The sequence below is a fragment of the Pseudomonas sp. FEN genome, assembly GCF_904067045.1.
Classification (GTDB): Bacteria; Pseudomonadota; Gammaproteobacteria; order Pseudomonadales; family Pseudomonadaceae; genus Aquipseudomonas.
This window is the reverse complement of sequence record NZ_CAJFDC010000024.1, coordinates 75,549-98,943: the sequence shown is the minus strand read 5'-3', so window position 1 is coordinate 98,943 and position 23,395 is coordinate 75,549. Positions and strand designations below refer to the sequence as shown.

Sequence of the window (23,395 nt, the reverse complement as noted above, 5' to 3'; positions counted from 1 at the left end):
CAAAACTGCCGAATCGACCAATGAACCCAGGATGACGTTGCTAATCAGCGAACCCGGCGCAGATAACCGTCAGGTGCAACGGTGACCAGCAATTTGTTCTCCAGCTGTTTGTCGATCTCGAAATCACGGTTCTCTTCCAGGTATGCCCAGACCGCAGTCTTCGGGTTGTCACCCGGCCCCCATGGACGATCGGGGAAGAATTCCGGCGGCATATCCTCGACCACGGTGTCCATCACCACACAGTAGCTGCCGACCGAGACCAGCGGTGCGTACAGACGCAACTCTTCCAGTACGTGATCGTGAGTATGGTTGGAATCAAGAACCAGGATGACCTTCTTGCCCTCGGCGGCGGCACGGACCTGTTCGGCGGTCGACTGCGCGATGCTCGAGCCCTCGATCATGCGGATGCGCTTGCTCATCGGATGGCTCTCGATGGCCTCGCGGTTGTGCCGGCGGATATCAAGGTCGATGCCCAGCACTTCGCCGTGCCCCTGCAACTCCAGCAAGGAGGCGTAATAGATGATCGAACCACCATGGGCGATACCACACTCGATCACCAGATCCGGTTTGACCTGCCAGATGATCTCCTGCATCGCCATCATGTCCTGGGGCAATTGAATGATCGGCCGGCCCATCCAGGAGAAGTGGTAGCTGTACTTGTGCTTGGCCGACTCGTTGAAGAAATCGCGGGCCAGGCCCTGGAGTTTTTCATCCTGGCCCTGGGCGGCGATTTCGGCCTGGCATTCAGCTTCGAAAGCTTGCATAACGGTCTTGGTCATTGTCTGGTCTCGCAAAAGTTCATTGAAAGGAGGCACTGTCGACGGCGTGGTAGACGTAGCGTCCAGCCGTCATGCGCTTGATTTCTTCGAGGTAATTGGAATTCATCACAAACAGGTTGGCACCGATGGGCAAGTTATCCAGGGCCTCCTGCGGCGACGAGACACGCACACCGCTGAGCGGCAGGTAGCGCCCCTGCTTGGCCGGGTTGATATCCACCACCTGGTCCACCGCCACCCCCGCCCGCTGCAGGAACAACGAATAGATCACGCCCTTGGAGGACGCGCCCCAGATACAGGAACCTTGTTCGGGCGCCTCGCGGATAATGCCGATCGCCTTGGCCAGGCTGCCGGTGAAATCATCCGGCAATTGCTGGCGTCGCACCGGCTCGGTCGGCGTCAGGCGCAGACTGCCGAGGTCGGCGACGATGTACAGGTACTGCCCGCCAAACAGGTGCCCGGCTTCATGCACAGTGCCGAACAAACGGCGCAAGTCATCGAGACGGAAGTAATTCACGTGTTCATAGAACAGGTCGAACCAGGCCCGGTGCTCGACGATCCAGTCGAAACACGGCACCTCGATATAAATCTGTCCGCCCTGATTGGCCTCGGCCATCGCCGTCAGGAAGGCCAGCGGGTCGGCGATATGCTCCAGTACATGACGCAACACCAGGGCATCGGCGGCCAGGCCCAGGCCACGAGTGAACGGCGCCTTGATCACCTCGGGATTGCTGCCCTCATAGGCTGGATCGATGCCGGTGATGGCATAGCCCAGGCCGCGCAGCAGCTCAAGGAAATAGCCCTTGCCACAACCGACCTCGATCAGGCTGCGGCCCTTGAAGTGCCGGGCAATGATGCCTTCCACATCGTTCAGGTGCTGCTGGAACTGGCCGGAATGGGCCTGTTCGTTCTGGTAATCGCTGTCGTAGCTCAACTTGTTGGCATCGAAGGCCTGGTTGAAAATCAGCCCGCTGACTTCATCCTGCACCAACACGATATCGGCGCTAGCCGAAGCCCTGGCCGAGGCCGCGTCGGCAAAGGTGCGGTTCTGCAGGACCGGCAGATCGCTCGCTCGATACAACTCATGCGCCATGTTCGACTCCCAGTAGCTGTTGCAAGCGCTCGGCCACGCCCCAAAACGCCATCGGCTCGTGACTGGCATAACCGTAGTGACCCAGGTTGAGTTCAATGGACGAGCCGCGCTCACGCAGGCGCTGCTCGACCAGGGTCCTGACTGCTATCGGCCGGCCACTGGCACAATTGACCACGCCGGAAAAATCCCGCTGTTCCAGCAGCCGGGCCAGGTAATCGGTGGCCACTTCAATGGCCAGGTAGTCGCGCAGTTGCTCGCCCGCCGACATGTTGAAGTGACTGTCGCCGGCCTCGATGGCGCGGTCCAGGCTGGCCAGCAAACTGTTGGGATTCTGCCCCTCGCCGTACAAGTAGAACAGGCGGGCCCATTGCAGGTTGAACGGTTTTTGCTGGCGCAACGTCTCCAGGAACAGGCGCAGGGTATTCTTCGCCAGGCCGTAGGGATTGCTCGGCTGCGCCGCTGTCGTTTCGCTCAACGGCCCGCTCTGCATGCCATATTCGAAGCAGGTGCCGGTCACCAGCACCTGCGGCACACCGGCCTCGACCGCCTGCTTGATAAAACGATAATCGGCGAACAGGTTATGTTCGAAGTGAAACAGCCCCTGGTAGTTCGGCAATCCTGGCCAGGCCAGGTGCGCCAGGGCATCGACGCCCTCGGTCAGGGTGGTCACGTCAAGGTCCGTGGCATGCAGGTCGGCACAGAGGAATTCCACCTCATTGATCCACGGCAGGCTTCGGGCGGTTTCAGGATCGCGGGCGACAGCCCGTACCGAATGTCCGCGCGCCAGCAAGGCCGAGACCAGATGGCGACCGACAAAGCCGGTCGCACCGGTCACCAACACGTTGAGCGCGCTCACAGGACCGTCAACTCGGGAACGGCGACGACAAAGCGTCCGCCCCACTCACGCACGCTGGCCTGTTGCTGACTCACTTCCTGCAACAGGTTCCACGGCAACACCAACACGTAGTCCGGTTTTTCCGCTTCGATACGCTCGGGCGAGACCACGGGAATACGACTGCCTGGCAGGAACTTGCCCTGTTTGTGCGGGTTGGCATCGGCGACCCAGGCCAGCAGGTCGGGCCTGACCCCGGCATAGTTGAGCAAGGTGTTGCCCTTGGCCGCCGCGCCATAACCCACCACGCGCTTGCCCGCGGCCTTGGCCTCCAGCAAGAACCGCAGCAGGCCGTGCTTGATGCGCTCGGCGGCCGGGGCCAGGGTGGCGTAGAACGCCGGGGTTTTCACCCCCGCGGCCAGCTCGGCCGCCAACACCTGTCGCACCACCGGCTGCGGCGCGCGCCGCGAACCGTCGACGCGCTGCACGAAGACCCGCAGGGAACCGCCATGGGTCGGCAAGCCAGCAACGTCGAAGATCTCCAGGCCGTTGCGCTCGCACAAGGCTTGCACGGCGGTCAGCGACAGATAGGAGTAGTGCTCGTGATACAAGGTATCGAACTGCTGCCCGGCGATCAGGGCGAGCAGGTGCGGGAACTCGAAGGTCGCCACCCCCGTGGGCTTGAGCAGCGTTGCGAAGCCCTGGAGAAAATCATTGATGTCCGGGACATGGGCCAGCACGTTGTTGGCTGCCATCAGGTCGGCCGCCCAGCCCTCCTCGCGCAACTGCAACGCGGTGTCCCGCCCGAAGAACAGCTCGCGGATCTCCAGGCCCTTGTCCCGCGCCGCCTGCGCGGTGCTACGGGTTGGCTCGACGCCCAGGCAAGGGATGCCACGCCCAGCCACATATTGCAGCAGGTAGCCATCGTTGGCGGCTACCTCGACCACCCGGCTGTCGGCGGTCAGCGCGAAGCGCTCGACCATCTCCGCCACATAGCGCTCGGCATGGGCCAGCCAGGTACTGGAAAACGAGCTGAAGTAGGCGTAGTCGGCGTCGAACAGGCTATCGGCGCGGGTGTAGTCCTCGGTTTGCACCAGCCAGCAGCTCTGGCACACCGCGACTTTCAATGGTACCCATGGCTCCGCCTGATCCAGCTGGTCAGCCCGCAGATAAGCGTTGGACGGCGGTGCGGTGCCCAGATCGATCAGCGGCAAAACCAGCGGGGTACCGCAACCTCGGCAGTTCATAAACGCACTCCAGGAAAAGACGCGTCGATCAGGGGGTGACTGGCATCCCTGGCCGACAGATTTTTGACAGCCTCGGGCCAAACGATGGCCAGGCGTGGGTCGAGTACCGACAGGCCGCCCTCACAGTCCGGCGTGTAGTCGGCGCTGTGCAGGTACAACAGCTCGGCATCGTCGCTCAGGGCCTGGAAACCATGGGCGAAGCCGGCGGGAATCAACACGCTGCGACCGTCGCCAGCCCGCAAGTGTTCGGCATGCCAGTGCAGGAAGGTCGGTGAATCCACACGCAGGTCGACCGCGACATCCCAGACCTCACCGCGCAGGCAGGTGATCAGTTTGGCTTCCGGCGCCTGTGCGTTCTGATAATGCAGTCCACGCACGCTGCCGCGCTCACGGGTACATGAATGATTGATCTGGCGGATATGGAAAGGCTCGCCGAACGCGCTCAGGCTGCCTTCGCAAAACAGCCGGGAGAAATGCCCGCGCTGATCGGCGTGATGTTTGTGCTGCACGCTGAACAGGCCCTTGAGGGGCAAGTGATGAATCAGGAACTCACTCAAAGCCCACCCCGGTACAGATTCAGTTGCGCCAGGGTCACGCTGCGCATGTCCTCGCCGTTTTTCCAGGCCAGGTGCCAGTCGAGGGTGTGTTCCAGACATTGCTGCAATGACCAGCGCGGTTGCCAGCCAAGCAATTGCCGGGCGCGACTGCTGTCCAGGCGCAACAGGCCGGCCTCATGCAGTTCACTGGGCTCGACACGCAGACCCGGCGCTTGTGGCCAGCGTTCGGCAAGCCGCCCGACCACGTCGCCGACACTGCACATATCGTCTTCACCCGGCCCGAAGTTCCAGGCCCCGGCCACTTCCGGCCCGCGCTCATAGAGCGCGGCGGCCAGTTGCAGGTAACCGGCCAGTGGCTCCAGCGCATGCTGCCAGGGCCGTACCGCCTGTGGATAACGCAGGGTCACCGGCTCATCCGCCGACCAGGCCCGAAGTACATCGGGAATCAGCCGCTCCGGGGAAAAGTCGCCGCCTCCCAGGACATTCCCGGCCCGCGCGGTTGCCACCGCCAGACCATGGGCCTCGTAGCGTTCAGCAGGAAAAAAGGAGGCCACGTAGGACTGGGCCAGCAGCTCGCAACAGGCCTTGCTGCTGCTATAGGGATCATGGCCGCCGAGGGCTTCGTTCTCGCGATAGGGCCAGGCCCATTCCTGGTTGGCGTAGACCTTGTCGGTGGTGACCAATACACAAGCGCGCACGCCGCCGACCTGGCGAATCGCCTCCAGCAGATTGAGGGTGCCCATGACATTGCTCGAATAGGTGCCGAGCGGATCGCGATAGGCCTCGCGCACCAGCGGCTGGGCCGCCAGGTGCAGGACGATTTCCGGTTCGGTCTCGGCGATCAGCTCCAGCAAGGCGCCCAGGTCGCGCAGGTCACCGCGCTGGTCGTTGAGGCTTTCGTCGACGCGGGCCAGGGCGAAAAGACTGGGCTCGGTGGCCGGGTCCAGGGCGAAGCCGCTAACCTCGGCTCCCAGGCTCTCGAGCCACAGCGCCAGCCAACTGCCCTTGAAACCGGTATGGCCGGTCAGCAGGACCCGTTTGCCGCGCCAGAAGGCCGGGCTCAGTCCCACTGCTTCCATGGGGCCTCCCCGCTCTGCCACAGTTGCTCCAGGTGATTCTTGTCACGCAGGGTGTCCATCGGGTGCCAGAAACCGTCGTGCTGGAAGGCGTTCAGTTGCCCCAGGGTGGCAAGTTCCGTCAACGGTTCGGCTTCCCAGACGGTACTGTCGTCACTGAGCAGCGATAGCACCTTGGGCGACAGGACAAAGAAACCGCCGTTGATCCAACCGCCATCGCCACGGGGCTTTTCGATAAAGCCACGGACCATGTCGCCATCGCGCTCCAGCGCGCCGTAGCGACCTGGCGGCTGTACGGCGGTGACCGTCGCCAGTTTGCCGCTGGAGCGATGGAAGTCCACCAACGCGCCGATATTCAGGTCCGAGACGCCGTCACCGTAGGTGAAGCAGAAAGCCTCTTCGTTTTCCAGGTAACGTCCGGCACGGCGCAAGCGGCCGCCGGTCATGGTGTCTTCGCCGGTATCGATCAAGGTCACGCGCCACGGCTCGCTGTAGTTCTGGTGAACGTCCATGCGATTGTTGCTCATGTCGAAGGTGACGTCGGAGGTGTGCAGGAAGTAGTTGGCGAAGAAGTCCTTGATGGCGTAGCCCTTATACCCCAGGCAGATCACGAAGTCGTGGATACCGTGGGCGGAGTACTGCTTCATGATGTGCCAGAGAATTGGCTTGCCGCCGATCTCGATCATCGGCTTGGGCTTGAGGTGCGATTCCTCGCTGATCCGCGTGCCCAGGCCACCCGCCAGAATAACTGCCTTCATCAACGTCCCCTCTTGTTCGACACAGGGCCTGTTCAGGCGCTGTGGGACTTCCCAGACTGCCGGGTCAAATCGCGGTAATCGGCTCACGGCCCGTGGGCCGCGCCGCCAAATGCACGATTTATGGCGATATGCAGGGGGACTTGCAGGAAACGCGCCAGCTCCACAGGCCGGGCCCGCCGAAGACGCCTGCGCAAACCCTGAGCCGGCTTGCCGGCGATGAGGTCCGCGAGATCGAGGCAAGACTTGCCGGCCTCTTCGCCGGCAAGCCGGCTCAGGTTCGCGTCATGCTTGAGAGGGGGATCAATCGGCCAGCCAGCCGTTCTCCCAGTAACGCAGGTTGTCGCCGCGCAGCATGTAGTCGCGCAGGACGATCTCGCGCAGTTCGTCACCCATGCGGTAGCTGGCATCGGGGTCGGCCAGGTGCATGCGAATGGCCTGCAGCCATTCATCGGTGGTATTGGTCTTGACCTTCGTGCACGGCAGGTACCCGGTATAGGCCTTGGTATCGGTGCAGATCACCGGATAACCGCAGGCCCCGTACTCCAACAGGCGCAGGTTGCTCTTGCAGTCATTGAAGATATGGAACTCCAGCGGTGCCAGGGCCAGGTCCAGGTTCAGGCTCGCCAGCTTCGCCGGGTAGACCTCCAACCCGATAACCCCATGGAACTCATGCATGTAGGGGCGCAGCTCCTCCGGGCACATGCCGAAAAAGACCCAATCGACTTCCGTCGCCAACTCGCGCACGACATCGGCAATCACCGCCAGGTCGCCGGAGTGACTGGTGCCGCCACCCCAGCCGACGCGGGGCTTTTTCGAGGTGCGGCGCTGGCCCTTCAAGCCCGTCCACAGATGCGTCGCGAGCATATTGGGAACGACACGAATATCACTGTGCATGGACGACAAGGCATCGGCCAGAGGCGCGGTCGACACCACGACCCGATCGCACAGGGCTATGCCACGACGAACCAGCGCCTCCATCTCGTCACGGGTCGGCATATTGCGGACGTGGGCGTTTTTCTTGGTCGGCTGAATCACATAGTCATCCAGCTCGTAGATGCGCCGGGCATTCGAGTAGGTCTTCAGCGGCACGCATTCATTGATCGGCCCTTCGGTATAACGCCCCTGCAGCACGATAACGTCAGGAGACTGACGCTCCACCTCGATAATCGAGGGCATTTCATACATGACCCGCCCGACCGCTCGCCCCGCGGCCTGCAATTCGATCAATGGCTGCGTCACCCGATAGTGGCCGATGGCCGAGGCATTGACCGGAATAGCCAGGACCTTCGGCAGGCTGCGAACTGAAAACGGACTCCACCCGGACAGCAGACCCGGCTCGAGACCGAAACTGCCGTTGCCCAGAGTGCGCAGGCTCAGGTTGGGATTGTAGGCAGGATCGCGAGCGATGACCGGCAACCAACGCAAGTAGAACGCCTCCTGCTCACGCTCGCGGGAGACTTGTTGATCCGCCTCGAGCGCGACGCTTGGGCGAGCCCCCAGGGCCAATTGCGCATGAGGGGTCCAGACCACCAGATAACCGCCGCGCCCGATCTTCAGGCACAAATCGACCTCATGCAGTGTCTGGCCCAACAGTGCTTCATCCAGCCCCTGGACGCTGTCAAACACGTCCTTGCGCACCATCAGGCAATCGGCGCCGACCGCACTCAGGTCATGGGCCACCTGCAAACGATGCATATAACCCGCGGACTGCCGGGGCTCGCCATAGAAAGGAATGCCCGCCGGCCCGTGCAATCCAAGCACCAGGCCGGCGTGCACCACTCGTCCGTCGGCATTGAACAGCTTGGGGCCCACTACGCCGACTTCCGGACGCTGCGCGTGGTTCAGCATCTCGTCGAGCCAAACGCCATCGGTCACAACCAGGTAGGGGCTGAACAACAGCAGATAGTCGCCCCTGGCGTGTCCGGCAGCGGCATTGATAACAGCCGCACTCTCCTGTTGTGTAAAGGTCAGGACGCGCAAACGCTCACTGCCCATGCTGGCCATGGCGCTCAGCCAGGCCAGCGTCTCGGGATTTTCACTGCCATTGTCCACCAGCAGCAGCTCGTATTCGCTGTAAGCGGTTTTTTCCAACAGACTTTCGACACAACGCTGCAACGCCGCCAACTGATCCTTGCAGACGATGATGATCGACACCAGCGGTCGATCGGCGTGCAGATAATCCACCCGATTGAACAGCGCCTGCCCCCTGTCACGCAGTTCATGAGCCACGCCGAGACGCCACAGATGCGCCTCGAGCACCTGCGCGTTCAGTTCGAGCAACGCCGGCAATGACATCCATTGGGAAAGCGACAGTACAGACTCCACCAACACTTCGGCGACATGTCCGACCGCCTGGGTACCGACCTGCTCGACCATTCGCCAGAGCAAGTCGTGAGGCGCCAATTCGCCATGGCGCGACTCGAAGCCACCGAGCGCCAGGAAAGGTTCGCGCTTGAAGGCCAGCACACGCCCCACATAGGGGTAGCTGCGCATCAGATCCAGGTTGAAATCGGGTTTGAAAACCGGCTCCGCCGGCTCGCCGTCGCGCAAGCGACCTTCGTCGCTGTAGAAACAGACTGCTTCGCTCGTCTGAACGATACGATCGGCCAGCACCAGGAGCGCGGGCTCGACCAAACGATCGCCGGCATGTAACAGATAAAACCAGTCAGCCCCCTCGACCTGAGCCAACAGCTCATTGAGTTGCTGCTGCCAATCCTCTTGCAAGGGCAAGGTAAACACCCGGTCCAACAGGACGGCTTCGCTGCAGGCATCGGACAGTACCAGGGTCAATTCCGGCGGATAGAGCTGCCCGGCCAGACTCTGCAGGGTACTCTCCAGGCCGGCGACACCGGTTTCCCGATCGATGACCACGGCCACGATCTTCGGCTGCCACGACCACTCGAGCAGGGCATCGGGTAGCAGCTTGCGCTCGGGCTCGGTCAGGGTCCGACAGGCCAGCCACTGGGCATACATTTCGGAAAAACTTTCGCTGGTAACACCGACTCGCCAGATCTCGGTGGTCTGCTTGGTCCCCAGGGTCCGCAGCAACGCCAGCTCACCCCAGACGCGTGGCGACTCTTGGGCACGGGTCAACGGCAACAAACGGACCCAGCCATGGGCCGGCGCCGATTCGCCACTGCGCGCCTTGAGCATCTGTACCAACCATTCACGCTCCGAGAGCACTGCCTCGCGCATCGCCTGCTGTCGATTGGGACGCTCCGGATAACGACGCTCGACACTCAGGACATGGTTGAGCATCACCATATTGCCGCGACGCAACAGACAGATGTAAAGCGCGAGCTCCAACGAAGCGACAAAACAATGGTCCGGCTGGGTCAAGGCCGGCAACCATTCCAGCACATCCGCGCGACGCAACAGCGCATTGCTGAAGCCTCCCAGAATGTTGACCGGAAAGGTCTCGAAAATCGCCAGCAGGTCCTCACCCTTGAACACTGAGCAATTGGGGGCCAGCGTCGCATTCTCCAGCCGCACCGGAAGCTGCATATCGTCGGCGTCCCAGAACATCCGCTGTGCCAGCACCAGATTGACGTCGGACTGCTCGACCAGAACCTGCGCCTGACGTTCGATACAGGCACCAAACAGCTGGTCGTCATCATAGAGAAACTTGATGAACTCACCCTGGGCCAGCTCGAGGCCCGCGAGCACGTTACCGACATGGCCGAGCTTGTGCGAGTGACGGACATAGCGCACCGTCCGGCCACCCTCTGCGTTCGCGGCCTCGACCAAACGGCCGATCTCGTCACCCTGGCTGTCATCGCAAACGATGACTTCAAGATTACCGTAGCTCTGGTTCAACGCACTGTGCAGGGCTTTGCCAAAAAAACGTGGATTGACGGCGGGAATGACGAGGCTGACGAGTGGGGCTGGATTCACGACGGGGCTCGCAAGCGGCGGGACTCACCCGAACGGACGAGCCACTGGAACCGCTGAAAAAGGCGGTTGATAGAGACGCGAGAGCAGTGATCGCTCTCGCGCCCGGGTCGAATCAGATCTTGTTGAACAGGCCCAACTGGCTGATCTTGCTGAACGCCAACTGCGCCGCCTGCAGCATGGTCTGCTGCAGGGTCAGACGGGTCATCACCTCAGCCGGGTCGGAGTCGCGAATCGCCGATTGGCTGCTGGTGTTGGCCAGCACCAGGCTCTGGTTGGTGGCGCTCTGGTCGTCCAGGGCCTGGCCTCGGGAACCGATCGAGGTGACCGCGCTGCCGGCCTGATTCATCGCGCTGGTGATATTGCTGATACCGGCGCCCATTGTCGCCAGCAGCTTCTGCTGGGCAACCGGGTTACCGTCGGCCGGTGTATTCAGCGCCGTGATCATCTGGTTCAGCGTGTCGAGGATATTCTGGGTCTGGTGATTGTTGGGCTGGACCACAAACTGGTCGCCCGTCGCTGGCGCACCGCTGAAGGTCAGGCTGACACCCGCCGCCGTCGCCGTCGAACCGGCCATGGTGCCCGAGGACACCGGCCTGCTGCTGGCCGTGACCGGCGCCGCGTACAGGTCATAGGCCGTGGCGCTGGTGAACTTGAGGATCGCACCGCCAGGAGGGAAGGTACTGTCGTAGGCCGCCTGGTTGGTCGTGGTCGCCGCAGTCACCACCGCCGTCGATGGGTTGCCCGCGCTGCGCGAGGTATTGAAGGTGTCCGGCTGCGCAGCCAGGGTGAAGGTATGCCCGGCAATCACGGTATCCGGTACATCGCCGGACTTGAGGTTGATGTTCAAGCCCAGGTCCACCCCGCGGAAGGTGACCGTCTGGTTCGCGCCATTGCTGTTGCTGATCACACCGTTCTGGCTGGCTTCGGAGGTGACATCGGTGCCACCCGCATCGGTGATCTTGATCTGTGTGCTGCTGAGGAAACTGATGGTGTAAGGCTGGCCGCCGGCAAACTTGGCGTCATAGGTCGAATTGTTGCTGACCTGGCCGTTGGACAGGGTCACCCGCCCATCGTCCACGGCCGGCGCAGTCATGGTGGACTGGGTACGGGCGGTGTTGATCGACTGCTGGAAAGCTTCCCAGCCAGTGATGTTCCCGGCCACCGCGGTATTCTCGCCAATCGCCAGGTTCAACTGCGACTGATCACCGTTGTAGCTGTAGGTACCGTCCGAATTGGCGGTATACGGCGGGGTATTGGTCTTCGAACCCGCGAACAGGTAGTTGCCGTTGGCGTCCTGGCTGTTCATCAGGCCCAGTATCGTTTGCTGGACCTGGCCGAGCTCCTGGGCCGCCGCCTGGCGATCGGCGTCGGTCTGGGTACCGTTGTTGGCGGCCAGCGCCAACTCGCGGGCACGCTGCATCGAACTTTGAATCGAAGTCAGGGCAGTCTCGGACTGGCTGTATGCACCTTTCAGCGAGTTGATATTGCTGGCGTACTGGGTCAACGCAGCACTTTGCTGACCCAACTGCAGCAGCCGCGCCGCGCCCACCGGGTCGTCGGCGGCGGTATTGACCTTGACCAGGCTGCTGGCCTCGGCACTGGTCTTGAGCGTGTCGTTGTAGCCGCGCTGATAGTTGGCGGCCGTGGTTTCGTAATACTGGGCGGTGGAAATGCGCATGAATCACGACTCCTTAAAGGCTGCTGATCAGCGTGCTGAAGATGGTTTGGGCGGCCTTGATGATCTGCGACGCTGCCGTGTAGTACTGTTGGTACTTGACCAGGTTGGCGGATTCCTCGTCGAGGTTGACACCGGACAGGGAATCACGGGAGCTCTTGGCGTTGGTCAGGATCGTCGTCGTGGCCGTATTGTCCGAGGTGGCCTGGGCCGCCTTGGTACCGACGTTGGAGACCAGCGTGCCGTAGGCGCCCGAGAGACTGCTGCCCTTGTTCGCTGCATTGGTGCCCACGGTCTGCTTGGTTTGCAGGGCGATCATCGCGGTGCTGTTGCGGTTGTCCGAAGAACCGGCGCCGGTCATGGACATGGTGAAGCTTTCGCCGGTTTTCGGGTTGCCGCTGACCGTGGTCTGAACGGTGAAGGTCTTCTGCACGCCTGCACCGTCCAACACCGGGTTGCCGCTGGAGTCGACCATGTTCACTTTCAGGTTCAGGGTGTTCGCCTGCCCCGGCACGATGGTGCCGGTGCCCATCACGTTGCCCTGGGCATCGGTCAGGGTGTAGCCCTGGGTCCCCGCCGACGCCCCCGTGCCAGGAGCACCGAAGACGATCTTGGCCGGCGTGCCGTACTTGATGGCATCCTGCAACTGGGCGTTATTCGTCGCGTTGGCGGTACCCAATTGGTCGACCAGGGTCGGCTGGGTGTAGGTGCCGCCATTGTTGGCGCTGGTGACGCCAGTCAGCGGCGCCGCCGCGGCAATGTTCTGCGCGTTGGTCATCACCGTCTGGATGTCACTGGCGCCGCTACGGGTCGGGGTTACCTTGAACGTGTCGCCGGCACTCATCGCGCCACCGCCATTGAGGCTCAAGGTGATCCCGTCGATCACCGGAGCTGGCGTGGTCGTGGTGCTGAAGGCGCCCATGTTGGTGCCATCCGAGCGGATGACGCTGTAGTTGGTCGCGCTGCTGAAGGTTACCTGATAATCGTTGGTGGTCAGCGCACCGGTGTCGGCGATGGTTACGTTCAGGTTGCCGGAGCCGGCGCTGTTGTTCGAACTGGCAATACTGCGCTGACTGATCAGGGCCGCGCTGTTGATATCGTTGAAGATCGCCGAACCGAAGTTGCCGTTCTTGTCGATACCCTGGGCCTGCTGCTTGTTCATCTGGTCGGCCGTGACCAGGGCAATGCGCCCCAGCTCGTTCATCGACGGGTCGAGCACATCGCTGCGATAACGCAGCAGACCACCGATCTCGCCGCCGGTCACGGTAGAAGTGATATCGACGGTACTGGTGCCACGATCCAGCTGCAACGCCGACTGGCTCGGGTCGTTCTTGCTCGGCACGGCGGACAGGGTGTTGGTACTGTTGCCCATGACCAGTGGCTGACCGCTGCCGATGTAGACGTCATAACTCGAACCGCGCTCGACCACCTGGGTCCCGACCAGTTGGGACAACTGGCGAACCGCCTCGGTGCGCTGGTCCAGCAGATCGTTCGGCGAGCCGGCGGAGGTGGCGATCTTGGAGATCTGGTCGTTGTACTGGGCGATGCTGCTCGCCAGCTTGTTGACCTGGCTGGCCATGTCCGACAGGTTGGTGTTGATCCCGGTGTTCTGGTTGTTCAACTGCTGGGCGATGGAGTTGAACTTGGCGCTCAAGGCCTGGACGCTGTTCAGCGTCGTCTGACGGGACGCATCATCCGTCGGGCTGCTCGACACGCTCTGCAGGGAGGAGAAGAACTTCTGCAACGATGCGGTCATGCCGGTGTTGGTATCGGACAGCATGGTGTCCGTCGGCGTGACCTGGGCCAGGTACGAGGACGAATCGCTACTGAGCGAGGTCGCGGTCTGCAACTGCGAATCCAGGTAGGCGCTGTAGACCCGACGGACGTCCGCCAGGGTCGTGCCGGTGCCGATGAATACGCTGCCGTATTTCTCCGAGGGATTGGTGCTCTGCACGGTCTGCTGGCGCGAATAACCGGCGGTATCAACGTTGGAAATGTTGTTGCCGGTGGTTGTCAAAGCCGTCGAGGCCGCGTTCAACCCCGTCATACCGATATTGAGCAAGCTCATGATTCAGACCTTATAAATTCGTGGAAGCGCCCGCCGCAGCGTAGTTCTGGTAGCTCTTCATCTGTTTTGCTATTTGCGAAATCTTGCTGGCGTAGTCCGGATCGGTGGCATACCCGGCCTTTTGCAACTCGCGTACAAACTGTTCCGGTTTATCGGCCGACTTCAGCACATCTTGATAGCGATTATTGCTTTGCAACATGGTCACCAGGTCGTGGAAGCTGTCCTGATAGGAGGCATAGGAACGGAAGTCCGCGGTCTCCTTGACCATCCGGCCATTCTTGAACTCGCTGGTGATGGCGCGAGCCTGGGGCCCCTGCCAACTGCTGCCGGCCTTGATGCCGAACAGGTTGTGACTGCTGCTGCCGTCCTGCTGGCGCATGACCGATTTGCCCCAACCGGTTTCCAGGGCCGCCTGGGCCACCAGATAACGGGGGTCGACACCGATGCGCCTGGCCGCCTGCTCCGCCATCGGCAGCATGGTGGCGACGAATTCGTCGGCCGAGCTGAAGGCGTGCTTGGCCGGCGCCAACGGCGGCTGGGCCACGGCGCGACCGTAGATCTGCATGCCGCTGGCCGGCACCCGGCTCAGGCTGCGGGCAGCCTGTCCCTGGAGCAAGGAATCGGTGGAGGCACTGTTGCGCTCCGGCAAGGCCTGGGTATTGACCGCGGCCAGGCTGCCATCGGCCGACGGTACCAGTCCGGCCACCAGACGGTCGGTCAACTTGCTCGGCAGGGACAGGCGGCGCTGGTTGATCTTGGCCATATCGTTGCGCAGGCTACCGTCGCTGTTATGCAGCGGACTGGCGACCCGCGAAGCCCATAGCGGATGCTGGCCATTGGAGCGCACGAACGGTGAAGCCGAGGTCGCCGTCGTGGTGGTCCCGGCGCCGATCGGTGTCTCCACCGGCGCTTCGACCGCAACCGTACCGGCTGGCGGCCCAACCTTGAGCCCACCCTCGGAAGGCCGCGTCGGTTTGTTCTTGGTCATCTGCCGCACCAGCACATCGGCCAAGCCGATACCACCACCCTGGCGCGACATGGTCACGGCCAACTGATGATCGTACATTTCCTGGTATTGCTTGGTCGTCGGCGTATTGAGCGGATTGTCCTTGGCCAGCACATCACTGGCCGAGCGCGCGGACTTGAGCATTTCGCCGATGAACAGCGATTCGAACTCCTGCGCCACTTTGCGGATATTGGCGTCGCTGTCGCGATTGCCGACCTTCAGGTTGTTCAGTCGATTCAGGTCGCTGTAGGCACCGGAGTCGCTGGTGCTGACCAGCCCGCTCTTGCGCATGTCCATATCGACGGCCTCAAATCACGATCAGGTCGGCTTGCAGGGCGCCGGCCTGTTTCAAGGCTTCGAGAATCGCCATCAAGTCGCCTGGCGCCGCTCCAACCTGGTTCACCGCACGGACGATCTCGTCCAGCGTGGTCCCCGGGCCGAACTTGAACATCGGCTTGGCTTCCTGCTGGGCATTGACCCGCGAACGCGGTACCACTGCCGTGGTGCCATTGGACAGCGGCCCCGGCTGGCTGACGATCGGGTCTTCGGTAATGGTCACGGTCAGGCTGCCGTGGGTCACCGCGGCCGGCGACACCTTGACGTTCTGGCCGATCACGATGGTGCCGGTACGCGAGTTGATGATGACTTTCGCCACCGCCTGGCCCGGGTCGACCTCGAGGTTTTCCAGGATCGACAAGTAGTCGACCCGCTGGCTCGGATCCAGCGGCGCGGTCACGCGAATCGAACCGCCATCGATGGCCTGGGCCACGCCCGGGCCGAGCATGTCATTGATCTTGTCGACCACCCGCTTGGCGGTGGTGAAGTCGGAACGGTTGAGATTCAGGGTCAGGCTGTTGCCCTGGTTGAAACCGCTCGGTACCGCCCGCTCTACCGAGGCCCCGCCAGGAATACGACCGGCCGATGGAACGTTGACGGTGATCTTCGAACCGTCCGCGCCCGAAGCATCGAAACCACCCACCACCAGGTTGCCCTGGGCGATGGCGTAGACGTTGCCGTCGATCCCCTTGAGCGGCGTCATCAACAGGGTGCCGCCGCGCAGGCTCTTGGCATTACCGATGGACGAGACGGTGATATCCACCACCTGACCCGGCTTGGCGAACGCCGGCAGATCGGCACTGATCGACACCGCCGCGACGTTCTTCAACTGCACGGTACCGGCGTTGGCCGGTACCTTGATGCCGAACTGCGAGAGCATGTTGTTGAAGGTCTGCAGGGTGAACGGTGTCTGGGTGGTCTGGTCACCCGAGCCATTGAGGCCGACCACCAGACCGTAACCGATCAATTGGTTGGAACGCACACCGGAAATACTGGCAATGTCCTTCAAACGCTCGGCCTGGACAGCGCAAGCGGTGGACATCAGCAGCACGGCCGCCATCAGATGCTTGAGATTGAACATGGTCATAGCACCTAGAAAGGCCAGAGCGGGCTGAGGAAGAAGCGGTCGAGCCAACCCGGCTGGCTCGTATCGGCAAAGGCGCCGGTACCCGAGTAGGTGATGCGCGCATCGGCCACGCGAGTGGACGGCACGGTGTTGTCGGTGGCGATATCATCGGCCCGGACCATCCCGGCGATGCGTACCAGCTCATTGCCGGTGTTGAGGGTCAGCCACTTCTCGCCGCGTACGGCAATAATACCGTTGGGCAACACGTCGGCCACGGTCACGGTAATCGAACCAGTCAGGCTGTTGCTCTGCGCGGCCTTGGACGTGCCGTCAGTGGTCTTGGTACCGCCATAACCGATCCCCAGGTTGACGTTGCCACTGGTCACCGGCGAACCGAAGAGAGAGGTCAGGCCAAAGTTGTTGGCGTCCTTCTTCGACAGGTCGGAGTTGGCGTTCTTGCTGGCCTGGGTGGCTTCGTTCAGGGTAATGGTGATGATATCGCCGACCCGGAAAGCCTTGCGGTCGCCATACAGGTTCTGCTCGAAACCTGCCTGGTAGATCGAACCGTTGTTCGCCGCGGCGGGCAGCGGGGTGCGCGGCAACACCGGCGCGTAATACGGGTCATTGGGCTTGGGCGGCGGGCTCATGCAGCCAGCCAGCAGCGCCATCGCGCTCAACGCGAGCATGGAAAACAACCGATTCATGACCCTATTACCTCACGGTGTTGCAGGCGCCCTTCAGGCCGCCTCATAGACTTGATTACAGGTTCTGTGCGACGTACTGGAGCATCTGGTCGGCGGTGGAAATCACCTTGGAGTTCATCTCGTAGGCACGCTGGGTAGTGATCATGTTGACCATCTCCTCCACGGTGCTGACGTTGGACGTTTCCAGGGTGCTCTGCTCTGTGGTACCGAAACCGTTGAGGCCCGGCGTGCCGACTTGCGGCGCACCGCTGGCGGCGGTTTCCAGGAACAGGTTGCCGCCCACGGCCTGCAAGCCGGCCGGGTTGATGAAGTCGGCGGTCTGGATATTGCCGATCACTTGCGAAGCCGGGTTGCCAGCGACGGTGATCGAGACCGTGCCGTCCTTGCCGACGGTGAAGGTCTGGGCATTGTTCGGGATGATGATTGCCGGCTGCAGGGTGAAACCGCTGGCGGTGACAATCTGACCGGTGTTGCTCAGGTGGAAGGTACCGTCACGGGTGTACGCCGTGGTGCCATCCGGCTGCAGGATCTGGAAGAACCCCCGGCCATTGACGGCCATATCCAGCGGCTGGTCGGTGGTTTGCAGGCTACCGGCGGTGAAGTTCTTTTGGGTGCCGACGATCCGCACACCGGTACCCAGTTGCAGACCCGACGGCAGTTCGCTGTCCTGGGTCGACTGGGCGCCCGGCTGACGTTTGATCTGGTACAGCAGGTCCTGGAACTCGGCGCGATCACGCTTGAAGCCGGTGGTCGAGACGTTGGCCAGGTTGTTGGAAATAGTCGTCAGGTTGGTGTCTTGTGCCGCCAAACCTGTTTTTGCAACCCATAGAGCCGGAAGCATTCTGTTCTCCTTCGCGCGCCTGTTTTACGGCGCTACGTTCTGGTGATTAGCTGTTCTGCAAGACCCGAGCCATAGCCGTGTCATCGTCTTTGGCGGTGTTCATCATCTTGATGTGCAATTCGAACTGTTTGGACAGGGCCAGTACCGAAGTCATTTCCTCGACGGCATTGACGTTGCTGCCTTCCAGGAACCCCGACACCACCTTGACGTTGGCGTCGGCAGGTGCCGGCGTACCGTCCGCGGTATGAATCAAGGCGTCAGGTCCCTTGGTCATGGACTTGAGGTCCGGGTTGACCAGCTTGATGCGGTCGACCACGGCCACCACTCGCGGCCCTTCACCCATGGAGCGAATGCTGATGGTGCCATCCTCGCCCACTTCGATCTTCGACTCCGGCGGCACGGCGATCGGCCCGGAGTTGCCCATGACCGGCATGCCGTTGCCGGCGCGCAGCACGCCAAGGGCGTCAATATTCATGCTCGCGGTGCGCACATACCCCTCACCGCCATCAGGCGTCTGCACGGCAACCCAACCGTCGCCGGACACCGCCACATCGAGGTCGCGACCGGTTTGCACCATGGGCCCGGCAGTGAAGTCGGTGGCCGGACGCTCGGTCATGGCATAGGCACGCGACGGAAAGCTGTCGCCGAACACCGGCATCGAACGGGCCTGTTCCAGGTCGCGTTGAAAACCGTTGGTCGAGAGGTTCGCCAGATTGTTGGCATGGGCCTTTTGCGCCAGGGCATTCTGGCTGGCACCGGTCATTGCCACGTAAAGGTACTTGTCCACAGTCTTTCCTCTTCCTGACGGACGTTTGCCGCCACCGCTGTACTGCGAGAGGCGCAAGCAATTTCCGAACCAACTTGTTTTTTGACGCAGGACAAGCCACTGGGCCGGGGGCTTGAGTACATTTCACGGGTTTCCAAGGCCTTGAGGCCAGACGAAAAAACGGCGCCCTTATGCCGCTGGCGGCAAGTTTCGGTCTTCCCCTCCCAGGAAGGCTGGCGTCAGAAAAACCACCCTGGAATGGACCTTGCAAGCCAACCTGGCAAACGGCGAACGAGATTAAGTTTGCCCAGGGGCTGCCGACATTCAGAATCAGCCACAAGTATTCAGGAGGACTACAGTGAACCTGTACATCAACCAGCTACAGAAAAAAGCCGACTTCAAGGAAGCGATCTATTCAGGTGACATCTTCCTGGATACCCAGCTGGCGACCGCCAAGGAACTCTGTGTCTTCGCCAAGGAAAGCATCACCCTGGCCTTCGACGGCGAAACCGATCACCAGTCCCTGCACAAGATGATGCCGGTCGAAGAATTCGTCAGCCGGGTCACCCGCCTCAAAGGCCAGTTCACCAACAGCCAGCGCGTCAAGGACCTGATCCTGGGGTTTATCCATGAGGTCGGCCTCGACCCGCGCGAGTACATCTTCGACGTCCCGCGCTTGCGCGTGGTGCCCAACTACAATTACCTGCACGCTGGCGTCAGCTATGCCTACAAACCGCATCGCGACAGCTGGTACGGCAGCGTGGATTGCCAGATCAATACCTGGATGCCGGTCTACACCATTACCCCGGACCAGACCATGATGATCAACCCCGGCTACTTCGAAAAGCCGGTACTCAACACTTCGAAGGACTGGAGCCTGAACGACTGGATCAACAACCAGCGGCACAAAGCCAAGGACAACCTGACCGAAGAAGCACGCGTGCACCCGGTGCCGCTGGCCGAGATCGACACCGCGTCGGAAATCCGCATTGCCGGCAACACCGGCGAGATGCTGATCTTCTCCGGTTCACATTTGCATGGCACCGTACCCAATTACACCGAACAAACCCGTTTCAGCGTGGACTTCCGCCTGATGCACCTGGATGACCTGCAACACAAGCGCGGCGCCCCCAACGTCGACAGCGCCTGCCCGGATGTTGGGGCCGGCTTCAAAGACTACTTCCACGCCCACGACTTCTCGAATTTCCAAGGAATCTATCAATGACCAAGCGCCGCATTACGCCTGCCGAGGCCCAATACAATGAAACCCGCGCCGGCGTGCTCAAGCGGGTCGATGCCGAGTACGTGGCCGACGCGCCGTTCGTGTTCGCCAACCGCATCAACGTGACGGCCGCGCTGTCGCGCATGGAGCTGTTCAAGAAGGTCATGGACGTGCCGGGCGCGATCATCGAATGTGGCGTGTACAAGGGCAACTCGCTGATGCTCTACATGCACCTGTCGATGATCCTGGAACCTTACGCCATCAACCGTTCGATCGTCGGCTTCGATACCTTCGAAGGCTTCACCAGCATCAACAAGGATGAAGACCCGGCCGACATCAACGAGAACATGTTCTCCGATACCGACCAGTCGCTGATCCAGGACATGATCGATGCCAACGACCTGCTGCGTCCGGTCAACCGCATCCCGCGCTGCGAACTGGTCAAGGGCGACATCTGCAAGACCGTGCCGGAGTTCGTCAAGTCCCGTCCGGACCTGGTGGTGGCCATGCTGATCCTCGACACCGACCTCTACGAGCCGACCAAGGTCGCCCTGGAAACCTTCCTGCCGTACATGCCCAAAGGCGCCATCGTGGTCCTCGACGAGGTTGCCTATCGCAACTTCCCGGGCGAAACCAAGGCCCTGCGCGAAGTGTTCGACATGAACAAGATCGAACTCAAGCGCCTGCCGTTCGACTCGTGCGTGGGTTACTTCCACATCTGATGCGGTCCTGACCCTTCAAAACCGCCAAAAGCTTCGCGGCGGTGCGGCGTCATTGCCCGCCCTTGCCCACGTCATACGCCTTCAGCTTGTTGGCAATGGTGGTATGGGAAACCCCCAGTCGCTTGCCCAGCAAGCGACTGCTCGGATACTCCGAATACAAACGTTCCAACACCGCTCGTTCGAATCGCCCGACAATCTCGTCCAGCCCACCCTCCAGGGAAAAATCCCCCAGGGGCTGGCGCACGCCATAGTCCGGTAAACGGATATGCTCGACCTTGACCACCCCGCCCTCGCACAAGGAAACCGCCTGGAACAACACGTTTTCCAACTGCCGGACATTACCCGGCCAGTGATAACGCGAAAGCCGCTCCATCGCCGTCGGCGCCAGCTTCGGCAAGGGGCAGCCGATCTGCCGACTGGCCTGATCGAGAAAATGCTCCACCAGCGGTGTCAGCCCATCCAGGCACTCCCGCAGGGGCGGAATATGCAGCGACAACACATTGAGACGGTGATAAAGGTCTTGGCGAAACTCGCCCCGCGAACACAGCTCCGACAGATCGACCTGGGTGGCGCAGATCACCCGCACATCCAGGTAGACCTCCTCATCACTGCCGACCCGCCGAAAGCCGCCGTCCTGAAGAAAACGCAGCAGCTTGACCTGCAAGCGCGGGCTCATCTCTCCCACTCCGTCGAGAAACAAGGTGCCGCCAGCCGTCAGCTCCAGCAGCCCGAGCTTACCCTCGGCCCTGGCGCCCTCGAACGCGCCAGGGCCGTAACCGAACAGCTCGGTTTCGGCCATGGGCTCCGGCAAGCCGGCGCAATTGAGTGCCATCAGCGGCGCCTGCCCGCGCGGACTGGCCAGATGGCAGGCGCGGGCGAGCAGTTCCTTGCCGGTCCCGGTCTCGCCCTCGATCAGCAACGGCGCATCCAGTGGCGCCATGCGCCGGGCTTCACGCACCACCGCGGCCATGACTTTCGAGCTCTGGAAAATACTGTCGAAACCGCGCAACTCCTGTTTGCGCACATTGTAGATACGCTCGCCGACCTGATCGGCGCGGTGCAAGGTCAGCACCGCGCCGGCCATGGCCTCGCTGTCATCGTGCTCCGACTGCAGCGGGGCAATATCCGCCAGGAAAACGTCACCCTTGATCTTGACCCGCAGACCATTGATCCGCGACTGGTGGGCGCGCACCAACTCCGGCAGGTCGAAATCCGGCGCATAGCGCGCCAGTGGAATGCCCGGCACCTCGTCGACCCGAACCCCCAACAGCTGCGCCGCCGCCCGGTTGGCCGCGACAATCGAGCCGCCCATATCGATGGACAGCACCGGAAACTCCAGCGCGCCGAGCAAGGCGTTGAGTTCCATATGCCGACGCTCGCTGGGCATCAAGCCGACGCGCTTGACGCCAAAGACCCCGGCAATGGTCTCGAACTTCGGTCGCAGCGCCTGGAATTGCAGGTTGATCAGATTTGGGCAATGCAGGTAGATGGCGTTGCCCTGGTCGCCACCGACCTCGCCACGGGCGACATTGATGCCGTAATCCACCAACAGATTGAGGATGTCGCGAAGAATGCCGATGCGATTCTGACAGTGCACTTTGATACGCATGGAAAGGCTCGAAAAATGGCGATGGCCGGGACACGCATGCTCCCTGTAGGAGCAGCACTTTTTTCAGTATGCCGCAGTTAGTCGTCAAGATTATGTGACAAAAATCCACTCGATCGCCACGCCAAAACGCCTTAAGCACCAGCAGAAGGCCAATTCGTAACGTTTTCTTTACGAAATAAAGCAATCCACCCCGCCCCTTGCCGCCCTACTCCGGATGCGCAAACCCGCCCAACGGGTTAACACTAGGCCTAATGCCGCACATAACAAAAACGAATCCCCCCGCAGGAGAGCTGTATGAAGCAGACGCAGTACGTGGCTCGCGAGCCCGATGCGCAAGGGTTTATCGACTACCCGGCCGCCGAGCATGCCGTGTGGAACACCCTGATCACTCGTCAACTGAAAGTGATCGAGGGCCGCGCCTGCCAGGAATACCTGGACGGCATCGACAAACTGGCCCTGCCCCACGAGCGGATTCCACAGCTCGGCGAGATCAACCAGGTCCTCGGTGCCAGCACTGGCTGGCAAGTCGCCCGGGTCCCGGCGCTGATTCCATTCCAGACCTTTTTCGAGTTGCTCGCCAACAAGCAGTTTCCGGTCGCGACCTTCATTCGCACGGAAGAAGAACTCGACTACCTGCAAGAACCGGATATTTTCCACGAGATCTTTGGCCACTGCCCGCTGCTGACCAACCCCTGGTTCGCCGAGTTCACCCACACCTACGGCAAACTCGGCCTGCAAGCCAGCAAGGAGCAACGGGTGTACCTGGCGCGCCTGTACTGGATGACCATCGAATTCGGCCTGGTGGACACCCCGCAAGGCCGGCGCATCTATGGCGGCGGCATCCTCTCCTCGCCGAAGGAAACCCTGTACAGCCTGTCCAACCAACCCGAGCATCAGTTGTTCGATCCGCTGGAGGCGATGCGCACGCCGTATCGCATCGACATCCTGCAGCCGCTGTACTTCGTCCTGCCGAGCCTCAAGCGCTTGTTCGACCTGGCCCACGAAGACATCATGGGTATGGTCGAGCGCGGCATGCAGTTGGGTCTGCACGCCCCGAAATTCCCGCCCAAGGCCGCCTGATCCGCGACTTTGCGCGGTACGTGCGGCTTTCTCGAACCGACGTTTTCGAATAGCGTATTCGAACGGC

At 61.7% G+C, this 23,395-nt stretch carries 19 protein-coding genes; 3 read left to right on the top strand and 16 right to left on the bottom strand.

Annotated features, from left to right (window positions below; genetic code table 11):
* Positions 1-44: 44 nt before the first annotated feature.
* The 15 genes from PFEN_RS21000 to PFEN_RS20930 form a co-directional block, all read right to left on the bottom strand.
* Entirely contained in the window at positions 45-779 is a 735-nt protein-coding gene (locus tag PFEN_RS21000; protein WP_191488630.1) for a cephalosporin hydroxylase family protein, read from the bottom strand.
* 19 nt (positions 780-798) lie between these two features.
* Positions 799-1,869, bottom strand: a complete 1,071-nt coding sequence (locus PFEN_RS20995) for a class I SAM-dependent methyltransferase (protein ID WP_191488629.1) — start codon at positions 1,867-1,869, stop codon at positions 799-801.
* Entirely contained in the window at positions 1,859-2,725 is an 867-nt protein-coding gene (locus PFEN_RS20990; RefSeq protein ID WP_191488628.1) for an NAD-dependent epimerase/dehydratase family protein, read from the bottom strand. The genes PFEN_RS20995 and PFEN_RS20990 overlap by 11 nt, the downstream gene beginning before the upstream one ends.
* Positions 2,722-3,948, bottom strand: a complete 1,227-nt coding sequence (locus PFEN_RS20985; RefSeq protein WP_191488627.1) for a class I SAM-dependent methyltransferase — start codon at positions 3,946-3,948, stop codon at positions 2,722-2,724. Before PFEN_RS20985 ends, PFEN_RS20990 begins: the two co-directional genes overlap by 4 nt.
* Positions 3,945-4,505 carry a dTDP-4-dehydrorhamnose 3,5-epimerase family protein gene (locus tag PFEN_RS20980; RefSeq protein ID WP_191488626.1) on the bottom strand — a complete coding sequence of 187 codons (561 nt, stop codon included), beginning with the start codon at positions 4,503-4,505 and terminating at the stop codon, positions 3,945-3,947. The genes PFEN_RS20985 and PFEN_RS20980 overlap by 4 nt, the downstream gene beginning before the upstream one ends.
* The gene (gene rfbG / locus PFEN_RS20975; protein WP_191488625.1) at positions 4,502-5,584 is read right to left on the bottom strand and encodes a CDP-glucose 4,6-dehydratase; all 1,083 of its coding nucleotides are present in this window, start codon (positions 5,582-5,584) and stop codon (positions 4,502-4,504) included. Before rfbG ends, PFEN_RS20980 begins: the two co-directional genes overlap by 4 nt.
* Entirely contained in the window at positions 5,566-6,339 is a 774-nt protein-coding gene (gene rfbF / locus PFEN_RS20970; RefSeq protein ID WP_191488624.1) for a glucose-1-phosphate cytidylyltransferase, read from the bottom strand. The genes rfbG and rfbF overlap by 19 nt, the downstream gene beginning before the upstream one ends.
* Before the next feature lie 300 nt (positions 6,340-6,639).
* Positions 6,640-10,233 carry a glycosyltransferase gene (locus tag PFEN_RS20965; RefSeq protein WP_191488623.1) on the bottom strand — a complete coding sequence of 1,198 codons (3,594 nt, stop codon included), beginning with the start codon at positions 10,231-10,233 and terminating at the stop codon, positions 6,640-6,642.
* A 112-nt stretch (positions 10,234-10,345) separates the two neighbouring features.
* On the bottom strand, positions 10,346-11,911 hold the full coding sequence (locus tag PFEN_RS20960; protein ID WP_191488622.1) for a flagellar hook-associated protein 3: 1,566 nt from the start codon (positions 11,909-11,911) through the stop codon (positions 10,346-10,348).
* 13 nt (positions 11,912-11,924) lie between these two features.
* Positions 11,925-13,976, bottom strand: a complete 2,052-nt coding sequence (gene flgK, locus PFEN_RS20955; protein WP_191488621.1) for a flagellar hook-associated protein FlgK — start codon at positions 13,974-13,976, stop codon at positions 11,925-11,927.
* A 10-nt stretch (positions 13,977-13,986) separates the two neighbouring features.
* Complete coding sequence (gene flgJ, locus PFEN_RS20950; protein WP_191488620.1) at positions 13,987-15,279, bottom strand: flagellar assembly peptidoglycan hydrolase FlgJ; 1,293 nt, start codon at positions 15,277-15,279, stop codon at positions 13,987-13,989.
* A 10-nt stretch (positions 15,280-15,289) separates the two neighbouring features.
* Entirely contained in the window at positions 15,290-16,399 is a 1,110-nt protein-coding gene (locus PFEN_RS20945) for a flagellar basal body P-ring protein FlgI (protein ID WP_191488619.1), read from the bottom strand.
* Positions 16,400-16,410: 11 nt separating this feature from the next.
* The gene (gene flgH / locus PFEN_RS20940; protein WP_191488618.1) at positions 16,411-17,088 is read right to left on the bottom strand and encodes a flagellar basal body L-ring protein FlgH; all 678 of its coding nucleotides are present in this window, start codon (positions 17,086-17,088) and stop codon (positions 16,411-16,413) included.
* A 55-nt stretch (positions 17,089-17,143) separates the two neighbouring features.
* On the bottom strand, positions 17,144-17,929 hold the full coding sequence (gene flgG / locus PFEN_RS20935) for a flagellar basal-body rod protein FlgG (RefSeq protein ID WP_191488617.1): 786 nt from the start codon (positions 17,927-17,929) through the stop codon (positions 17,144-17,146).
* A 46-nt stretch (positions 17,930-17,975) separates the two neighbouring features.
* Positions 17,976-18,716, bottom strand: coding sequence for a flagellar basal body rod protein FlgF (locus PFEN_RS20930; RefSeq protein WP_191488616.1), 741 nt, complete (start codon positions 18,714-18,716; stop codon positions 17,976-17,978).
* A 337-nt stretch (positions 18,717-19,053) separates the two neighbouring features.
* On the opposite strand from PFEN_RS20930, the gene PFEN_RS20925 reads away from it, so the two are divergent.
* Together PFEN_RS20925 and PFEN_RS20920 are read left to right on the top strand one after the other, a co-directional pair.
* Entirely contained in the window at positions 19,054-19,920 is an 867-nt protein-coding gene (locus PFEN_RS20925) for a hypothetical protein (protein ID WP_191488615.1), read from the top strand.
* Entirely contained in the window at positions 19,917-20,639 is a 723-nt protein-coding gene (locus tag PFEN_RS20920) for a TylF/MycF/NovP-related O-methyltransferase (protein WP_100938982.1), read from the top strand. Before PFEN_RS20925 ends, PFEN_RS20920 begins: the two co-directional genes overlap by 4 nt.
* A 49-nt stretch (positions 20,640-20,688) precedes the next feature.
* On the opposite strand, the gene PFEN_RS20915 is transcribed toward PFEN_RS20920, so the two are convergent.
* Positions 20,689-22,248: a sigma-54-dependent transcriptional regulator gene (locus PFEN_RS20915; RefSeq protein ID WP_191488614.1), complete on the bottom strand. Its 1,560-nt coding sequence runs from the start codon at positions 22,246-22,248 to the stop codon at positions 20,689-20,691.
* 294 nt (positions 22,249-22,542) lie between these two features.
* Here PFEN_RS20915 and phhA point away from each other — a divergent pair, with 294 nt between their 5' ends.
* Positions 22,543-23,328, top strand: coding sequence for a phenylalanine 4-monooxygenase (phhA, locus tag PFEN_RS20910; protein ID WP_191488613.1), 786 nt, complete (start codon positions 22,543-22,545; stop codon positions 23,326-23,328).
* Positions 23,329-23,395: the final 67 nt, after the last annotated feature.

Excerpts from the sequence above, each read along its gene's own strand:
- PFEN_RS21000 (WP_191488630.1), bottom strand. The coding sequence starts at position 779 with ATGACCAAGACCGTTATGCAAGCTTTCGAAGCTGAATGCCAGGCCGAA.
- PFEN_RS20995 (WP_191488629.1), bottom strand. The coding sequence starts at position 1,869 with ATGGCGCATGAGTTGTATCGAGCGAGCGATCTGCCGGTCCTGCAGAAC.
- PFEN_RS20985 (WP_191488627.1), bottom strand. The coding sequence starts at position 3,948 with ATGAACTGCCGAGGTTGCGGTACCCCGCTGGTTTTGCCGCTGATCGAT.
- rfbG (WP_191488625.1), bottom strand. The coding sequence starts at position 5,584 with ATGGAAGCAGTGGGACTGAGCCCGGCCTTCTGGCGCGGCAAACGGGTC.
- rfbF (WP_191488624.1), bottom strand. The coding sequence starts at position 6,339 with ATGAAGGCAGTTATTCTGGCGGGTGGCCTGGGCACGCGGATCAGCGAG.
- PFEN_RS20960 (WP_191488622.1), bottom strand. The coding sequence starts at position 11,911 with ATGCGCATTTCCACCGCCCAGTATTACGAAACCACGGCCGCCAACTAT.
- flgK (WP_191488621.1), bottom strand. The coding sequence starts at position 13,976 with ATGAGCTTGCTCAATATCGGTATGACGGGGTTGAACGCGGCCTCGACG.
- flgJ (WP_191488620.1), bottom strand. The coding sequence starts at position 15,279 with ATGGACATGCGCAAGAGCGGGCTGGTCAGCACCAGCGACTCCGGTGCC.
- PFEN_RS20945 (WP_191488619.1), bottom strand. The coding sequence starts at position 16,399 with ATGTTCAATCTCAAGCATCTGATGGCGGCCGTGCTGCTGATGTCCACC.
- flgH (WP_191488618.1), bottom strand. The coding sequence starts at position 17,088 with ATGAATCGGTTGTTTTCCATGCTCGCGTTGAGCGCGATGGCGCTGCTG.
- flgG (WP_191488617.1), bottom strand. The coding sequence starts at position 17,929 with ATGCTTCCGGCTCTATGGGTTGCAAAAACAGGTTTGGCGGCACAAGAC.
- PFEN_RS20920 (WP_100938982.1), top strand. The coding sequence starts at position 19,917 with ATGACCAAGCGCCGCATTACGCCTGCCGAGGCCCAATACAATGAAACC.
- PFEN_RS20915 (WP_191488614.1), bottom strand. The coding sequence starts at position 22,248 with ATGCGTATCAAAGTGCACTGTCAGAATCGCATCGGCATTCTTCGCGAC.
- phhA (WP_191488613.1), top strand. The coding sequence starts at position 22,543 with ATGAAGCAGACGCAGTACGTGGCTCGCGAGCCCGATGCGCAAGGGTTT.